This window comes from Saccharopolyspora sp. NPDC050642, assembly GCF_040654735.1.
Lineage (GTDB): Bacteria > Actinomycetota > Actinomycetes > Mycobacteriales > Pseudonocardiaceae > Saccharopolyspora > Saccharopolyspora elongata.
Genome location: NZ_JBFAIN010000017.1, coordinates 18,516 through 35,535, shown reverse-complemented (window position 1 = coordinate 35,535; position 17,020 = coordinate 18,516). Strand labels below are relative to the sequence as shown.

13 protein-coding genes are annotated in these 17,020 nt (G+C 70.8%); 5 read left to right on the top strand and 8 right to left on the bottom strand.

Annotated features, from left to right (window positions below; genetic code table 11):
* Positions 1-47: 47 nt before the first annotated feature.
* The 4 genes from AB0H93_RS24665 to pruA all read right to left on the bottom strand — a co-directional run bounded on the left by AB0H93_RS24665 (position 48) and on the right by pruA (position 6,855).
* Positions 48-2,903, bottom strand: a complete 2,856-nt coding sequence (locus AB0H93_RS24665; protein WP_358575482.1) for a DEAD/DEAH box helicase — start codon at positions 2,901-2,903, stop codon at positions 48-50.
* Between the two features lie 283 nt (positions 2,904-3,186).
* Complete coding sequence (locus tag AB0H93_RS24660) at positions 3,187-3,990, bottom strand: alpha/beta hydrolase (RefSeq protein WP_358575481.1); 804 nt, start codon at positions 3,988-3,990, stop codon at positions 3,187-3,189.
* Between the two features lie 139 nt (positions 3,991-4,129).
* A complete protein-coding gene (locus AB0H93_RS24655) occupies positions 4,130-5,059 on the bottom strand; it encodes a proline dehydrogenase family protein (protein WP_358575480.1) in 930 nt (309 codons plus the stop codon).
* Positions 5,060-5,226: 167 nt separating this feature from the next.
* On the bottom strand, positions 5,227-6,855 hold the full coding sequence (gene pruA / locus AB0H93_RS24650) for an L-glutamate gamma-semialdehyde dehydrogenase (RefSeq protein WP_358575479.1): 1,629 nt from the start codon (positions 6,853-6,855) through the stop codon (positions 5,227-5,229).
* Positions 6,856-7,060: 205 nt separating this feature from the next.
* Here pruA and AB0H93_RS24645 point away from each other — a divergent pair, with 205 nt between their 5' ends.
* Positions 7,061-8,671, top strand: coding sequence for a helix-turn-helix domain-containing protein (locus AB0H93_RS24645; RefSeq protein ID WP_358575618.1), 1,611 nt, complete (start codon positions 7,061-7,063; stop codon positions 8,669-8,671).
* 3 nt (positions 8,672-8,674) lie between these two features.
* On the opposite strand, the gene AB0H93_RS24640 is transcribed toward AB0H93_RS24645, so the two are convergent.
* From AB0H93_RS24640 to AB0H93_RS24625, 4 genes are all read right to left on the bottom strand, one after another.
* Positions 8,675-9,247: an SMI1/KNR4 family protein gene (locus tag AB0H93_RS24640; RefSeq protein ID WP_358575478.1), complete on the bottom strand. Its 573-nt coding sequence runs from the start codon at positions 9,245-9,247 to the stop codon at positions 8,675-8,677.
* Positions 9,248-9,380: 133 nt separating this feature from the next.
* Positions 9,381-9,548 carry a hypothetical protein gene (locus AB0H93_RS24635; RefSeq protein WP_358575477.1) on the bottom strand — a complete coding sequence of 56 codons (168 nt, stop codon included), beginning with the start codon at positions 9,546-9,548 and terminating at the stop codon, positions 9,381-9,383.
* Positions 9,549-9,611: 63 nt separating this feature from the next.
* Positions 9,612-10,544, bottom strand: coding sequence for a type I pantothenate kinase (gene coaA, locus AB0H93_RS24630; protein ID WP_358575476.1), 933 nt, complete (start codon positions 10,542-10,544; stop codon positions 9,612-9,614).
* Positions 10,545-10,856: 312 nt separating this feature from the next.
* Positions 10,857-12,308, bottom strand: a complete 1,452-nt coding sequence (locus AB0H93_RS24625) for an amino acid permease (RefSeq protein ID WP_358575475.1) — start codon at positions 12,306-12,308, stop codon at positions 10,857-10,859.
* Positions 12,309-12,645: 337 nt separating this feature from the next.
* On the opposite strand from AB0H93_RS24625, the gene AB0H93_RS24620 reads away from it, so the two are divergent.
* The 4 genes from AB0H93_RS24620 to AB0H93_RS24605 all read left to right on the top strand — a co-directional run bounded on the left by AB0H93_RS24620 (position 12,646) and on the right by AB0H93_RS24605 (position 16,919).
* Positions 12,646-13,098, top strand: coding sequence for a universal stress protein (locus AB0H93_RS24620; protein ID WP_093275862.1), 453 nt, complete (start codon positions 12,646-12,648; stop codon positions 13,096-13,098).
* Positions 13,079-14,056, top strand: coding sequence for an adenylate/guanylate cyclase domain-containing protein (locus tag AB0H93_RS24615; RefSeq protein WP_358575474.1), 978 nt, complete (start codon positions 13,079-13,081; stop codon positions 14,054-14,056). The genes AB0H93_RS24620 and AB0H93_RS24615 overlap by 20 nt, the downstream gene beginning before the upstream one ends.
* A gap of 234 nt (positions 14,057-14,290) precedes the next feature.
* Positions 14,291-15,670 (top strand): FAD-binding oxidoreductase, encoded by a 1,380-nt coding sequence (locus AB0H93_RS24610; RefSeq protein WP_358575473.1) that lies wholly within the window; start codon positions 14,291-14,293, stop codon positions 15,668-15,670.
* A gap of 19 nt (positions 15,671-15,689) precedes the next feature.
* A complete protein-coding gene (locus AB0H93_RS24605; RefSeq protein WP_358575472.1) occupies positions 15,690-16,919 on the top strand; it encodes a cyclopropane-fatty-acyl-phospholipid synthase family protein in 1,230 nt (409 codons plus the stop codon).
* Positions 16,920-17,020: the final 101 nt, after the last annotated feature.

Below are 17,020 nucleotides of genomic sequence, written 5' to 3'. Positions count from 1 at the left end.
CTCCGTATCTTGCGGGCGGATCTCATGAGCGGGGAAGCCATTTTCGCTCATGAGTCCTCCGTGGACAGTTCGACGAGTTCGCGCAGCGCGTCGTCGGTCAGTTCGGCCAGCCACGTCTCGCCGCTGCCGATCACCGCGTCGGCCAGGGCGCGCTTCTGCTCCAGCAGGTCGGCGATCCGCTCTTCGAGCGTCCCGTGCGCGACCAGCTTGTGGACGTGCACGCGGCGGGACTGGCCGATCCGGTGCGCGCGGTCGGTCGCCTGGTCCTCCACCGCCGGATTCCACCACCGGTCGTAGTGCACGACGTGCGTCGCGCGGGTCAGGTTCAGGCCGGTGCCGCCCGCCTTCAGGCTGATGATCAGCAGCGGCGAGGCGGTGTCGTCGTGCTGGAAGGCGTCCACCATCGCCTGCCGCCGCGCCGTCGAGACGCCGCCGTGCAGGAACGGCACCGCGGGCAGGCCCAGCTCGGCGGCCAGGTGCTCGGCGAGCAGCTCGCCCATCGCCCGGTACTGGGTGAACACCAGCGCCCGGTCATCGGCCGCCACCACCTCGGCCAGCATCTCGGTGGCGCGGGTGAGCTTCCCGGAGCGACCCGGGAGCGGCCCGGTCTCGCCGAGGAAGTGCGCGGGGTGGTTGCAGATCTGCTTGAGCGCCGTCAGCAGCTTGAGGATGCGCCCGCGCCGCCCGATGCCGGCGCCCAGGCCGTCGTCGAAGGTTTCCCGCACCGTACGCCGGTACAGCGCGGCCTGCTCGTCGGTCAGCGTGCAGGTGACCACCGACTCGACCTTCGGCGGCAGGTCGGTCGCGACCTCGGTCTTGAGGCGGCGCAGCAGGAACGGCGCGACGACCGAGCGCAGCCGCCGCGCGGCGTCGGCGTCCTGCCAGCGCTCGACCGGCACCGCGAACCGCTCCTTGAAGCGGGGAAAACCGCCCAGCAGGCCGGGATTCGCGAAGTGCATGATCGACCACAGCTCGGCGAGCCGGTTCTCCACCGGCGTGCCGGTCAGCGCCACCCTGGCGCCCGCGCGCAACCGGCGGGCGGCCTGCGCGGTCTGCCCGGCGTGGTTCTTGATCTGCTGCGCCTCGTCCAGCACCACGACCTCCCAGTCCACTTCGGACAGGAGTGCGGCGTCGGTGCGCAGCAGGGGATAGGTGGTGATCACGACGGAGCCGGGGGCGAACGCCCCGGGAGTGGTGGGCCGCCGCGGGCCGTGGTGGCGCACGACCGGCAGCTTCGGGGCGAAGCGGTTGAGTTCGCGCTGCCAGTTGTCGACCACCGATGTCGGGCACACCACCAGCTGCGGCCGAGAACCGGCGCGGGCGGCCAGCAGCGTGATGGTCTGCAGCGTCTTGCCGAGCCCCATGTCGTCGGCGAGCACCGCGCCGAATCCCAGCTCGGCCATGCTCTGCAGCCAGGCCGCGCCGCGCTGCTGGTAGCCGCGCAGCGTCGCGTCGATGCCGGCCAGCCGCGGTTCCCGGGACGGCTCGCCGAGCCGCTCGACCAGCGTCCGCAGCCGCCCGCCGGCGGACACCTCGACCTCGCCGAGCTCGGTGGCCCGGCGCCCCTCCAGAACCGCCGCCAGCGCTTCGGATTCCGACAGCGTGTGCGTTTTCCCAAGCACGGCGCGGACGTTCTTCGCCTCGTGCACGTCGACGCGCACCCAGTGGCCGCGCCAGCGCACCAGCGGGCGGCCCGCCGCGATCAGCTCGTCGAGCTCGTCCGCCGTCAACGCCTGGTCGCCGATGGCGGCCTCCCAGCGGAACCGCGCCGAATCCGGGGAGTGGAGGCGCGCCCGCAGGCGGCCCACCCCGGTGAGATCGGTCGGCACGTCGACGGCGATGCCCGCGGCGGTCAGCTCGGCCTCGCCGGTGGCCAGGAACTCCGCCGCCTGCGCGACGTCCAGCAGGGCTTCGGTCGGGCACTGCTCGGACAGCGCCGCGTCCAGCGGCCGGAAGATCCGGGCCGCCTCGGCCAGCCCGCGCACCAGCGAATCCTGCGGCGCGCCGATGGAACCGCCCGGCAACCGGATCGTCGCGGAGCCCGCCGACCAGGCCCGCGCGGCCGGCACCGACCCCGTCCGGTCGGCGGCCTGGAGGTGGAAGCTCAGCGCCCACGGCGCGCCGTCGTCGGCGGGTACCTCCAGGCGCAGGCGGAGCCGGCCGCCGAGCGGACCGGCCGGGCTCGCCGGAAGCGGCCGGGCCCAGGCCAGGACCTCGGACCTGGCCTGCTCGTCGAGCCGCACCGCCGGATCCGGGCCGGTCAGCGCGGTGACCCACCTGCCTCCCCAGGAGTCGTTCCCGGCGATCGCGGTGCTCCGCGCGCACGCGTCCGCGACGGCGTCGCCGAAGGCGGCGAGGAGTTCCGCCGCGGTCCAGAGCGCGTCGCCGCGGCGCAGCCCGTGCGCGGCCGGGGGCAGGGCCTCGGCGAGCGCGGCGAGCCGATCGTCGTGCGGGTTGGCCAGGCGCCAGCAGGCGATGTCGTCGCGCACCTCGGGCACGAGGTGCCCGGCGGCGACATGCTCCAGGGCCAGTTTCGCCGCGACGCTCCAGGCGATCAGCGAGTCGCCGGGGCGGCGCCAGCCCGGCCACCGGTCCGGGCTGGGCAGCGCCGCCAGCGGCGCGAGCGCTTCGCCGACCGGGATCAGCACGACGGGCACGTCGGCCGCCCCGACCCCGCGTCCGGACGGCAGGACGGTCGGCAGTTCCCTTTGCACACCAAGGGGAAAGCCGAGCTCGGTCGCCGCCGCGGACGGGTCGTCGGTGCCCCACAGGGCGAGCTGCCCGGCGGACGGCAGCGGGCCGTGCGGCCGGAAGGTCGCCTGCAGCCGCGCCGGGATGCCGGTTCTTCTGGTGCTTGCCGGAGCGGTAATGGGTGTCCTCCGTTCAGGCCGGTCGGCGGGCACAGTTGTCCCCCGACCGCGATGCCACGATTTCCCCGCTGCCGGACAACGGTACCCAAGAATCGTTGTGCTGCCCAGAAATCCAGCTCAGCGCGCTATTTGACAAATGCCGCAGATTCTGGCCGCGAAGCGATTTGACAAATCGCCTCGGATGCCTTCTAGGAAGTTGCTGACCTGCGGTTCCGCTTCTGTGTTGGTGCCGCGGAAAGCGTGATTCCGGTCGTTTTCCGAACGGGCCTTTCGGGGCGCATTGCCGATGCAGAACCCCGGAGCTGCCGGAAGTGGGCTAGCCGAAGAAGTCGAGCAGTGCCGCCGCGGTTTTCCGCGGCTCGTCCTCGGCGATGAAGTGCCCGGCATCGGGCACCGTCGCGCGGCGGGCGCCGGGAATGGCCGCGGCCAGGCGATCGCCGACCGAAGGGTCCAGCCACTCGTCCCGCTCGCCCCACAGCACCAGGGTGGGCGCGGTGATCTCGCCGAGCCGGGCCACGACCTCCCGGGTGTCCTCGAAGCTCACGGCGGCCACCTGGTCGATCCAGCGCTGTTGCCCGGCTTCGCCGCTCCACGGCGCGAGGTACGCCGCCGCGGCGGTGCCGGACATCCGGTGCGCGGCGGTGCTGAAGCGCGCGGCGATGATGTCGCCGAAGACGTGCGGCGGCATCGTGCGGTAGGCGTCCTCGTGGGTCTGCATGTGCTCGGTGAACGGGGTGTTCCACGGGCCGAGCACGGCGGCGTCGAGCAGCGCGAGGCTCCGGGCCGGGACCTGCTCGACCAGGTGCGCCCGCAGCACGATCCCGCCGCCGATGTCGTGTCCGACCAGGCTCGGTTCGTCGAGCCCCCAGTGCTCGACGAGCTCGGCGAGCGTCCGGGCCTGGCGGGCGATCGACGGTGCGACACCGGGTTCCGCGCGGGAATCGCCGAAGCCGAGCAGGTCCCACACGTGGACGGTGTGCCGCCGCGTGCCGTGGACCAGGACCACCGGCGGCCCGTCGCCGAAGACGCCGGTGGCGACCTCGCCGCCCGGACACCTCGACCCGCTCGGTGAGCCGCCACGTCTCGGGATCCGGAAGAGCGTTGCGGCCGGCCTGCGCATGTTGTCCCACCCAGAAACGCGAAGAATCTTTCAAGATTCAGATTAACGAGGCGAACCGGGCGTGCCGACGTGATCTGCGGCGCATGGGAAACGGCCCGGCCCGAAAGGGAATCGGGCCGGGCCGTTCGGGGGCGCCGGATCAATTCTGGGAGATCAGCGAACGCAGGAAGAAGACCAGGTTGGCCGGGCGCTCGGCGAGGCGGCGCATGAAGTAGCCGTACCACTCGTCGCCGTAGGCCACGTACACCCGCAGCTTGTTGCCCTCCGCGGCGATCCGCTTCTGCTCCTCGGCCCGGATGCCGTACAGCATCTGGAACTCGTAGCTGTCCGCGCTGCGCCCGGACCGGGCGGCCAGGTCGGCGGCGATCGCGACCATCCGCGGGTCGTGGCTGGCCACCATCGGGTAGCCCTCGCCCGCCATCAGGATCTTCAGGCAGCGGACGTACGAGCGGTCCACCTCGGACTTGTCCTGGTAGGCAACCGAAGCGGGCTCGGAGTAGGCGCCCTTGCACAGCCGCACCCGGGAGCCCTCGCCCGCCAGGTCGCGGCAGTCCTGCTCGGTGCGGTGCAGGTACGCCTGCAGCACCGCGCCGACCCACGGGAAGTCCACCCGCAGGTCGCGGAGGATGCCCAGCGTCGAGTCGGTGGTGGTGTGGTCCTCCATGTCGAGGGTCACCGTGGTGCCGGCGGCGGCCGCGGCCTCGCAGATCAGCCGCGCGTTGTCCAGGGCGATCTTCTCGCCGTCGCTGGGCAGGAACTGCCCGACCGCGGAGAGCTTCACCGAGACCTCGGCCCGGTCGGCCAGGCCCTCGGCGGCGAGCACCTCCAGCATCTGCTGGTAGGCGCGGACGGTGTCGGTGGCCTGCTGCGCATCGAGGGTGTCTTCGCCGAGGTGGTCGAGCGTGACGTACATGTCCTGGTCACGCAGGGCTCGGGTGGCCCGGACCGCGTCCTCCGGCGTGGTGCCGGCCACGAACCGCTCGACGACCGGCTTGGTCAGCGGGTTGGCCTCCACGAGTCGGCGCACGCCCTGGGAACGGGCGGCGGCCAGCAGGGTGCTGCGCAGCATCGTGGTCTCCTTCTTTGCAGCTGTGCTCGGGGTTTCGGGGATCTCCTGCCTTCCGCGTTGCCTGCAGTCGAAAGTGCGTGCCGCGGTTCGCCGAACGGGGCGAAGGGTTCGGAGTGGGGAACTGCTCGGGGATTCGGGGCGCCCTCGGCCGAGGGCGCCCCGAACGCTCAGCCCATGTGCGGGTAGGAGATACCGGTGGGGGCGTCCCAGGTTTCCTTGATCGCCCGCGGGCTGGTCCACCGCTGGATGTTCAGCAGCGAACCGGCCTTGTCGTTGGTGCCGGAGGCGCGGCTGCCGCCGAAGGGCTGGCGGGAGACGATCGACCCGGTGGGCTTGTCGTTGACGTAGAAGTTGCCGGCCGCGCCGCGCAGCTTCTGGTGCGCCAGCTCGATGGCGCTGCGGTCGGTGGCGAACACCGCGCCGGTCAGCGCGTACGGGCTGGAGGAGTCGACGACGTCGAGGACCTCGGAGTACTTGGCGTCGTCGTAGACGTGCACGGCGATGATCGGCCCGAAGTACTCGGTGGTGAACACCTCGTCGGCCGGGTCGTCGCAGACCAGCACGGTGGGCTCGACGAAGTAGCCAACCGAGTCGTCGTAGCCGCCGCCGGCGAGGACCTCGATGGAGTCGGTCTTGGCCGCGCGGTCCAGGGCCGCCTTGTGCTTGGCGAAGGCGCGGGCGTCGATGACGGCGCCGCCGAAGAAGGAGAAGTCGGTGACGTCGCCGTAGCGGACGGAGCGGGTCAGGTCGGCCAGCTCGTCGCGCAGGCCGCCTTCCCAGATCGAGCGCGGGACGTAGGCGCGGGACGCCGCCGAGCACTTCTGGCCCTGGTACTCGAACGCGCCGCGGGCGAACGCGGTCGCCAGCGGGACCGGGTTGGCCGAGGGGTGCACGACGATGAAGTCCTTGCCGCCGGTCTCGCCGACGATGCGCGGGTAGCTGCCGTAGCTGTCGAGGTTGTCGCCGACGATCCGCCACAGCTTCTTGAAGGTGGCGGTGGAGCCGGTGAAGTGCAGGCCGGCGAAGCCCGGGTCGGTCAGCGCGACCTCGCTGACGGCCTGGCCGTCACCGGTGACGAGGTTGATCACGCCCGGCGGGAGCCCGGCGGCCTCGAACAGCCGCATGGTGAAGTGCGCGGCGAACTGCTGCGAGGGGGTCGGCTTCCACACCACGGTGTTGCCCATCAGCGCGGGCGCGGTGGGCAGGTTGCCGGCGATGGCGGTGAAGTTGAACGGCGTGATCGCGGTGACGAAGCCGTCCAGCGGGCGGTAGTCCATGCGGTTCCACTCGCCGGGAACCGACCGCGGCTGCTCGGCGATGATCTGCCGCGCGTAGTGCACGTTGAACCGCAGGAAGTCGATGAACTCGCAGGCGGCGTCGATCTCGGCCTGCTGCACCGACTTGGACTGGCCCAGGATGGTGGCGGCGTTGATGGTGTCGCGCCACGGGCCGGCGAGCAGGTCGGCGGCGCGCAGCAGCACGGCGGCGCGCTCGTCGAACGACGTCGCGGCCCACGCGGGGGCGGCGTCCTTGGCGGCCTGCACGGCGTCGGCGACGTCCTGGGTGGTGGCCTGCGCGGCGGTGCCCAGCACGTGCTGGTGGTCGTGCGGCTGGACCACGTCGAACTTGTCACCGCCGCCGAGGCGCTGCACGCCACCGATGGTCTGGGTGAGTTCGATGCGCTCGGACTCCAGCTCCGCGACCCGCTTCTGCAACGACTCCCGCTCCGGCGAGCCGGGCGCGTAGCCCTTGACCGGCTCGTTGTAGGGCACCGGGACCGAAGTGATGGCGTCCATGGCCAATTTCGCCTCCTTGCGAGAGTCGCTGTCTGGGACAAGGGTCCTGTTACTTGGGAGATTAAGGTTTCGTTAGCGCCCCGGGCTTGTCCATTCGGCTATCGTTGTCAATATCGGATTGTCCGCTTGAACAAGTGGGGTTCCTGGGTTGCACGAGGTCGAAAGCGCCCCGGCGGTGGACGCGGTGGGCGTCGCCGTGGTGGGGGTGCCATTGCGCCAACTCCTGATCGCGGTGGGTGAGCCGCTGGTCGACGTGCTCGCGGCGCCGCGCGGCTTCGAGGTCGAGGTGCGCGACGTCGTCATTGTCGACCCGGAGGAGGAGTCCGGCAGCGGGCGCAACGGCGACTTCGTGCTGGTCATCGGCGCACGGGGCCGGGCGGCCGCCCGGCTGGTGCGCGCGGCGGCGCGCGACGGAGCGGCGGCCGTGGCGGTGAAGGTCGACTCGGAATCCGATGCGCGAGCCCTGCGGGACACCGCGATCGACTGCCGGATCGCGCTGCTGGGCGTGCGGCCCGAGGTCCGCTGGGAGCGGCTGGAGTCCTTCGCGCGCTCGGCCGTCGACAACGCCCGCCTGACCACCGACGCGGACCTGGGCGAGGCGCTGGGCGACCTGTTCTCGCTGGCCCAGACGGTGGCGGCGATGACCGAGGGCATCGTCGCGATCGAGGACACCGCGAGCCGGGTGCTCGCCTACTCCCGCTCGGACGACGAGGTCGACGAGCTGCGCCGGCTGTCGATCCTGGGCAGGCAGGGACCGGAGCCGTACCTGGCGATGCTCCGGGAGTGGGGCGTCTACCAGCGACTGCGCGCCGGCGAAGACGTCGTGCGGATCGACGAGCGGCCCGACCTGGGCATCCGCCGCCGGATGGCGGTCGGCATCCACGCGGGCACCCAGCCGCTGGGCACGATCTGGGTGCAGGAGGGCAAGCGACCGCTGTCGGAGCACTCCGAGCGGGCGCTGCTGGGCGCGGCGCGGGTGGCGGCGCTGCAGCTGATCCGGCAGCGCACCGAGGCCACCGCCGGGCCGCGGTTCCGGGAGAACCTGCTGACCGGGCTGCTCGACGGCCTCATCGACGCCCAGTCGGTGGCCGACAACATCGGCGCGGACCCGGCGAAGCCCGCAGTGGTCGTGGTGTTCACGCTGCGCCCGCCGGACGCCAGCGCGGACCGCTCCGAACTGGAGCTGCAGCGCGCCGAGATGACCAGCCTGATCTCGGTGCACGCCTCGGCGTACCGCCGGAGCGCGCTGGTCACCACCATCGGCTCGCGGGTGTACGTGCTGCTGCCGGACCTGCCGGAACGCTCGGCGGTGGCGTCGGCGCTGAGCCTGACGCGGGAGATCGTGGCGGCGGCCAAGCAGCACCTGCGGGCGCGGGTGCAGGTGGGCGTGGGCTCGGCGGCGCGGACGCTGGACGAGGTGGCGGAGTCGCGCACCGAGGCGGACCGCATCCTCGACGCGATGACCCACGACCTGCGCGCGGAGATCGCGACGATCTCGGACGTCCGGGCGCAGGTGGTGATCAGCGAGATCCTGACGGTGCTGCAGGGCAACGAGCGCTTCCGCGACTCCCGCCTGGCGGTGCTGCACGAGCACGACGCGGAGCACGGCACCGATCTGGCCCGCTCGCTGCTGGCGTACCTGGAGGCGTTCGGCGACGTCCGGGGGGCCAGCGACGGCCTGCACGTGCACCCGAACACGCTGCGCTACCGGGTCCGCCGGGCCGGCGAGATCACGGGCATCGACCTCACCAACCCGACGGAACGCCTGAGCGCCCACCTCCAGCTGCTGCTGTCCCGCCGGGCCGCCCGCCGCTGATCGCTATTCGGTGGCGCCCTTGCGGGTGGTCGCCACCAGCGCGGCGAAGCCGTCGTGCGGCTCCGGGGCATCGCCGTCGCCGGGCCACCAGTCGTACGCGGTCCACTCGCCGTTCTCCGCGGCGCTGCCCGCTTCCAGCAGCCAGTAGTTGCCCGCGCCACCGTCGTCGATCGACACCAGCAGGCAGCGCTCGACCAGCTCGACCCATTCGCCCATCTCGGCCGAACGCCAGGCCTCGACCAGCTCGGGCTCCAGATCGGCGAACCACCCGACCTGCTCGGTGTTCAACAGGTCGACGGCGCAGGAGATGGTGCTCCAGCCGTTGCTGGCCAGCAGGAAGTTGCGGTAGCTCGGCGGCAGCCGAACCCCGAGGCGCGCTTCGGCGGCGCGGTCGGCTTCCTCGCCGGCGGGCTCGTAACCGAGCCACCGGGCCTCGCGCTGGGTCTCGTTCACCAGCCACTTCGCCCGGCCGTCCGCCTCGGCTTCGCGCAGGTAGGACGAGGCCAGGAACTCGGTGCTGTAGTCCTGGAGGAATTCGCGCCACTCCGCGACGGTCGAGGGCTGAGACGGATCCATGGGTGAAACTCCTTCGGCGGTACGTGCGGGCCAGTCTCGCGGAACCCCTGGGCGTTCCGGGCGGATTTGCCCCTTCAGGCCCGGCTTCGTGCCCACCCGTCCCCGGCGATCGTCCCTCCACATAGGACCCGGCTCACGTCGGGCGCCGACCTTGGGCGTCGGATTCCACCGCTTCCACGTAGCGGCCCGCGATCTCGGCGGCCGGGGTGCGCGGGGTGCCGTCCATCCCCAACCGCGTCCGCGCCGGGATCTTCTCGTGCTCGGTGGGGTTTTCGACCGTGGTGCCGTCAGCGAGCTGCACGCGTTGCTCCAGTTTCGGTGTGGCCGACCGGAGGTTGCTGGAGCCGCGTGATCGTTCCTGCGATCAGAGCTTGCGGAGGCGGACCCGGTTGATCGAGTGGTCGATGTCCTTGCGCAGCACCAGGGTCGCGCGGGGGCGGGTCGGGAGGATGTTCTCCACGAGGTTCGGCTCGTTGATCGTGCGCCACAGGTGCTCGGCCTCGGTGCGGGCCTCCTTGTCGGAGAGCTCCGAGAAGTGGTGGAAGTGCGAGTCCGGGTTCGCGAACGCCGTGCTGCGCAGCGCCAGGAAGCGATCGGTGTACCAGCGGGCGATGTGGTCGGTGTGCGCGTCGACGTAGATCGAGAAGTCGAACAGGTCCGACACCGCCAGGCTCGGGCCCGGCTGCAGCACGTTCAGACCCTCGATGATCAGGATGTCCGGCTTGCGGACCACGTTCCGCTCGCCGGGCAGGATGTCGTAGGCGACGTGCGAGTAGACCGGCGCGGTGACCTCCGGGGCGCCGGACTTCACCTCGGTGACGAAGCGCAGCAGCGCCCGCCGGTCGTAGCTCTCCGGGAAGCCCTTGCGGTGCATCAGGCCGCGGCGCACCAGTTCGGCCTTCGGGTACAGGAACCCGTCGGTGGTGACCAGGTCGACTCGCGGGTGGTCGGGCCAGCGCGCCAGCAGGGTGCGCAGGATCCGCGCGGTGGTCGACTTGCCGACCGCGACGCTGCCCGCGATGCCGATCACGAACGGCACCTTCGTGCCGTTCGTCTCCTCGCCCAGGAACGTCGTGGTGGTCTCGTGCAGCCGCTGGCGGGCCGCCACCTGGAGGCTGATCAGCCGCGACAGCGGCAGGTAGACGTCGGCGACCTCGGCGAGGTCGACCGGCTCGCCGAGCCCGCGCAGGGCGACGAGCTCGTCCTCGGACAGCGGTAGGGGCAGGGAATCGCGCAGCTCCCGCCACTGCGCTCGGTGCAGCTCGACATACGGGCTCAGTTCGCGAACGCGCGTCACAAGCACCCCTCGGCATTGAGGCCCGGCAGGAACTCCAACGCCCCCGGGAACTTCCGGCGACGCCCGGGAAAACCCTAGGACGCCGGAGCCCCGCCGCGCTGTGATCCAGTGCACGCTGAGACACAGCGAACACCCTTGATCGATCGCGACTCATTCCGCTTCGCGGACAACAACTTCCATTTCCGCAATTTCAATGGAAATCGGACCTTCGATTTCCATTGAAATTGCGCCGGAACGCCGGAACGCCGGACGACGCAGGGGGAGGGCGTCATCCGGCGTTCCGGGTTCCGGTCGTGGACCGGGGTCAGCAGGTCACTTCGGCGGCTCGGTCGTGGTGGCCTCGTTCAGCTTCGACTTGCGGTAGCCGTAGGCGAAGTAGATCACCAGGCCGATGGCGAACCAGGCGGCGAACCGCAGCCAGGTCACCGGGTCGAGGAACGTGACCAGCCAGATCGAGAACACGATGCCGATGATCGGCACGATCGGCATGCCCGGGCACTTGAAGCCGCGCGGCAGGTCCGGCCGCTTGTAGCGGAGCACGATCACGGCGGCGCACACGATCACGAACGCCAGCAGGATGCCGATGTTGGTCAGCTCCGCGGCCTCACCGATCGGCAGCAGGCCGGCGATCCCGGCCGAGGCGATGCCGATGAGCCAGGTGAAGCGGCTCGGCACCTGCTTCACCGGGTGGGTCTTGGAGAACCACTTCGGCAGCAGGCCGTCCCGGCTCATCGCGAAGCCCACGCGGGTCACGCCGAGCATGAAGGTGAACAGCACGGTGAGGATGCCCAGGATGGCGCCGACCGCGATGATCGCGCCGAGCACCGGCAGGCCGACGTCGGCGAAGGCGGTGGCGAACGCGCTCTCGCTGCTGATCTGCTGGTACGGGATCATGCCGGTGAGCACCAGGCAGGCCAGCACGTAGAGCACCATCGAGATGGCCAGCGAGTACATGATCGCCTTCGGCATGTGCCGCTGCGCGTCCTTGGACTCCTCGGCCGCCGTGCTCATCGCGTCGTAGCCGAACACCGCGAAGAACACCGTCGCCGCACCGGCGAACGCGCCGCTGATGCCGAACGGGAAGAACGGGTTGTAGTTGCCGGCGTTGATGTGGAAGGCGCCGACGACGATCACGACCAGCACCACGGCGACCTTCAGGTACACCAGCAGCGTCTCGAAGCGCGCCGCGCTCTTCATGCCCTGGTTGAGGATGAAGGCGATCAGCAGGCACAGCAGCGCCGCGAACAGGTTGATCTTGTAGCTGCCCGCCGGTACGCCGGCCTCCTCGGTGCCCGGCGCGCCCATCATCCACAGCGGTAGATCGATGTTCAGGAAGCCGAGCAGTTCGTTGAAGTACCCGGAGATGCCGATGGCGACCACCGCGACGATCGCGGTGTACTCCAGCAGCAGGTCCCAGCCGATCAGCCACCCGACGACCTCGCCGAGCACCGCGTAGCCGTAGGTGTAGGCCGAACCGGCCTTGGGGATCATGCCCGCGAACTCGGCGTAGGAGAACGCCGCGGCCGCGCTGGCGATGCCCGCGATCAGGAACGAGATCAGCACCGCCGGCCCGGCCTTCTCGTTGGCCACGGCGCCGGCCAGGGAGAAGATGCCGGCGCCGATGATGCCGCCGACACCGATCGCGGTGAGCTGCCACAGGCCCAGCGTTCGCTTGAGCCCGGTGTCGCCGCCGTCCTCGACGATCGAGTCGATCGGCTTGCGGCGGAATATCCCCCGCCCGGGGTGGAGACTTGGTGTGGTCACGGCTTCTCCCGATGCATTTGTTCTCGCGAAACGGTACGTACATGGCGTGATCCGGCCCGGTGGACGTCCCGCGCAACGTCGTCCGTGTCCTGCATCACCAATGGGTTTGCACGTTGCGGCGAAACCTACGCGTCGACGACGCGCAATCTGCTTGTGGGGTCGGATGAGAGTTTCGCGGCCGGTTTGGCCGACCGGACAAATTGGCCGGTGGGGGGTCGAAGCCTGCCTCACAGCCGGGCTTGATCGGTAGCGACCCGTGACCCGCGGGCATCGCGATCGTTAGTGTTCACGCCGGAGTCCACCCGAGGCCAGCCCCGCGGCGGAAGTGAGAGTTGTGATGTCCAGTTACCGAACCGTCGTCGTCGGGACCGACGGCTCGGCGCCCTCGTTGCGCGCGGTGGCCCGCGCCGCCGGGGTCGCCGGCGAATCGACGGCACGGCTGGTGATCGTCTGCGCCTACTACCCGAGCAGCGCGCGGGAGGTGGAGGAGGCGAAGGACGCGCTCGGCGACGAGGCGTTCCAGGTGATCGGTTCGGCCCCGGCCGAGGACACCCTGCGCGAGGCGGCGGACGTCGCCCGCTCGGCGGGCGCGGCGGCGGTCGAGACGTTCGCCTCGGTCGGGGCGCCGGTGTCGGTGCTGCTGGCCGCCGCCGAGAAGGAGGCCGCCGACCTGCTGGTGGTGGGCAGCCGCGGGCTGAACACGTTGAAGGGGCGCATCCTCGGCTCGGTGCCGTCCGAGGTGTGCCGCCGGGCCGATTGCGATGTGCTCGTTGTCCGAACCGCGCGGTAAGCCGTCGATGCGCGGTCACGAGGTCGAGGAGACCATCCTCGGCGGGCCCGCGCGCTACACCAAGGACGAGGTCGCCGCGGCGGCCGGGGTGCCCGTGAGCCGCGCCGAGCAGCTGTGGCAGGCGATGGGCTTCGCGCACGTCGAAGACGACGCCGTGGTGTTCACCGACGCCGACGTCGCCGCGCTGCGCTCGCTGGTCGAGCTCGTCTCGGCGGAGGTGATCCCGCCGGAGCTGGAGTCGGCGGTGGCGCGGTCGCTGGCCCAGACCATGTCCCGGCTGGCGGAGTGGCAGGTCGGGATCTTCAAGTCGCTGCTGGGCGAGCAGTTCGCGGTGGACGTGGCGACCACCGCGCAGGTCGCCGACGTGATCCTGCCGGTGATGGAGCGGATGCAGGACTACGTGTGGCGGCGGCACCTGGCGGCCACCGCGGCGCGGGAGCTCGCCGAACGCGATCCCGGCGCCGACGAGCGGGTGCAGGTGATCGGCTTCGCCGACATCGTCGGCTACACCCGGTTGATCCGGGACTTCACCGAGCTGGAGCTGGCCCGGCTGATCGACGGCTTCGAGTCGCTGGCCGGCGGCGTGGTCGCCGAGAACTACGGCCGGGTGGTCAAGACGGTCGGCGACGAGGTGCTGTTCGTGACCGACAACGCGGCGGAGGCCGCCGAGATCGCGCTGACGCTGAACGAGGAGATCGCCAAGACCGACCTGCTGCCGCCGCTGCGGATCGGGCTCGCGATGGGCCCGGTGCTCGCGCGCTTCGGCGACGTCTACGGGTCGACGGTGAACATCGCGAGCCGGCTCACCTCGGTCGCCCGCCCCGCTTCGGTGCTGGTGGACCGGGAGGTGGCGGCCGCCCTGCGGGGGCGTGCCGAGTACCGGCTGATCTCGGTGGGGCCGACGAAGGTGCAGAGCTTCCGCGGCCTGCGGGCCTGGGCGCTGCGCCGATCGGAGTGACACCACACGAACGGATGTATTCGATGTGATCTAAATCCCGTTTCACTTGCATGTGACAAGCAAGTATGCCTGATATAAGGCCGCTCGGCGTTGATCACCTGGCCTTTTGCGATCTCCGCCGGTCGGCGGCCTCGTTCCGGCCGGGTCGATTTGGCCTCTTTGTCCGCGTTGCGGTCGTGTTCGCGCCGCGTAAAGCGGGATGCCTGCTGGCTTGACCGGCAATAGAGTCGGGACATGGCCGATCGGGGAACAGTCGCGGCAGGAAGCCATTCCGACGAAGTATCCGCTCTGGTGGCGCAGTACGGCCGGTTGCCGGCCGGCGCGCCGGTGCGCCTGGCCAAACCGACCTCGAACCTGTTCCGCTTCCGCGCGCCGTCGCAGGGGCCGGGGCTGGACGTCGGGCGGTTCAACCGGGTGTTGGAAGTGGATTCCGCCGGGCACACCGCGCAGGTGCAGGGCATGGCGACCTACGAGAGCATCGTCGACGCGCTGCTGCCGTCCGGGCACATGCCGTTCGTGGTGCCCCAGCTCAAGACGATCACGCTGGGCGGCGCGGTCGCCGGGCTGGGCATCGAGTCCACCTCCTTCCGCAACGGCCTCCCGCACGAATCCGTGCGGGAGATGGAGATCCTCACGGGTTCCGGCGAGGTCGTCCGGGCCCGCCCGGACAACGAGCACGCCGACCTGTTCCGCGGATTCCCCAATTCCTACGGCACGCTCGGCTACGCGCTGCGGCTGGAGATCGAGCTGGAGCAGGTCAAGCCGTACGTCCGGCTGCGGCACGTGCGCTTCGGCTCCGCGCAGGAGTGCGCCACCGCGATCGCCGAGATCTGCCGCGACCGCAGCTACGACGGGGAGCCCGTCGACTTCCTCGACGGCACCGTGTTCGGCGCCCGCGAGCAGTACCTGACGCTCGGGTCCTATGTGGAGAAGGCGCCGTTCGCCAGCGACTACACCGGCCAGCAGATCTACTACCGGTCCATCCAGCAGCGGCAGGTCGACTACCTGGGCATCCGCGACTACCTGTGGCGCTGGGACACCGACTGGTTCTGGTGCTCCCGCGCGCTCGGCGCGCAGCACCCGCTCGTCCGCCGGTTCTGGCCGCAGCAGTACCGCCGCTCCGACGTGTACCGCCGGATCGTGGCCTGGGACCGCCGCCACGCGGTCACCGACCGGATCGCGACGCTGCAGGGCAAGGGGCTCAACGAGCCGGTGATCCAGGACGTGGAGATCCCGGTCGAGCGGCTGCCGGAGTTCCTGGAGTTCTTCCACCGCGACATCGGGATCGCTCCCGTCTGGTTGTGCCCGGTGCAGCTGCGTGATGGCAAGGGCTGGCCGCTGTACCCGATGGATCCCGACGCGCTGTACGTCAACGTCGGCTTCTGGGCCACGGTGCCGCTGCGGCGCGGCGAGGCGCCGGGCCGGTTCAACCGGGCCATCGAGCGCGCGGTGACCGAGCTCGACGGGCACAAGTCGCTGTACTCCGACTCCTACTTCGAGGAAGCGGAGTTCTGGCAGCTCTACAACCGCCCCGCCTACCAGCAGCTGAAGGAGCGCTACGACCCGCAGGGCCGGCTTCCCGGCCTCTACGAGAAATGCGTGGGGAAAAAGTGAGCAGGAAGGAGATCCGCTGATGGGCTGGGCAGAGGTGTTCGCGCGCATCCTCGGAAGCGACCTCTCGGTGGAGATCCGCGCGTTCGACGGCAGCCGCGCCGGACGACCCGGGGCGGACGCGTGCGTGGAAATCCGTTCACCGCTTGCGCTTTCGCATCTCGCCGCCGCGCCGGGCGAGCTCGGCCTGGCGCGCGCCTACGTCACCGGGGCGATCGAGGTGCACGGCGACATGTACACCGCGCTGGCGGCGTTCCCGGCCGTCGCGCTCAACGACATCCCGCCGAGCCTGCGCCGCGAGCTGGCGGTGAAGCTCGTCGGATACCGGCTGTGGTGGCCGGTGCGCCCGCCGGTGGTCGAGCACCGCCCGCGCGGCTGGCGGCACTCGAAGCGCCGCGACAGCACGTCGATCGCGTACCACTACGACGTGTCCAACCGGTTCTACGAATGGGTGCTGGGCCCGTCGATGGCCTACACCTGCGCCGTCTACCCCGAGCAGACGTCCACTTTGGAGGAAGCGCAGTTCGCCAAGCACGACCTGGTGGCGCGCAAGCTCGGCCTGCAGGGGGGCATGCGGCTGCTGGACGTCGGCTGCGGCTGGGGCGGCATGGTGATGCACGCGGCCGAGCACTACGGCGTGCGCGCGCTCGGCGTGACGCTGTCGCGGCAGCAGGCGCAGTGGGCGCAGAAGGCCATCGCCGAACGCGGCCTCGCGGACCTCGCCGAGGTGCGCTACCTGGACTACCGCGACGTCGCCGAGACCGGCTTCGACGCGGTCAGCTCGATCGGGCTCACCGAGCACATCGGCCTGGCGCAGCTGCCGGGCTACTTCTCGCTGCTGGCGAGCAAGCTGCGTCCCGGGGGGCGGCTGCTCAACCACTGCATCACCCGGCCGGATGGCAGCCACGGCTCGCGGCCGGGGAAGTTCATCGGCCGCTACGTGTTCCCCGACGGCGAGCTGGAGCCGGTGGGCACGCTGGTGTCGGCGATGAACGACAACGGCTTCGAGGTGCGCCACGAGGAGAACCTCCGGGAGCACTACGCGCTGACGCTGGCCGGCTGGTGCAAGAACCTGGAGGAGCACTGGGACGAAGCGGTCGCGGAGGCCGGGCTCGACCGGGCGCGCGTGTGGCGGCTCTACATGGCCGCCTGCCGGCTGGGCTTCGAGCGCAACATCGTCCAACTCCACCAGGTCCTCGGCGTCCGGCTGGACGACACCGACGCCCACTACCCGCTCCGCCCGACCTGGTAAGCGCCGTTTCCGCTGGTCAGGGCCCGTGTGTGTGGTGTCGCTATAGCAGCACAACGTACGCACGGGCCCTGACCTGCGTCCGGGGCGATGAGTTCTGCCGC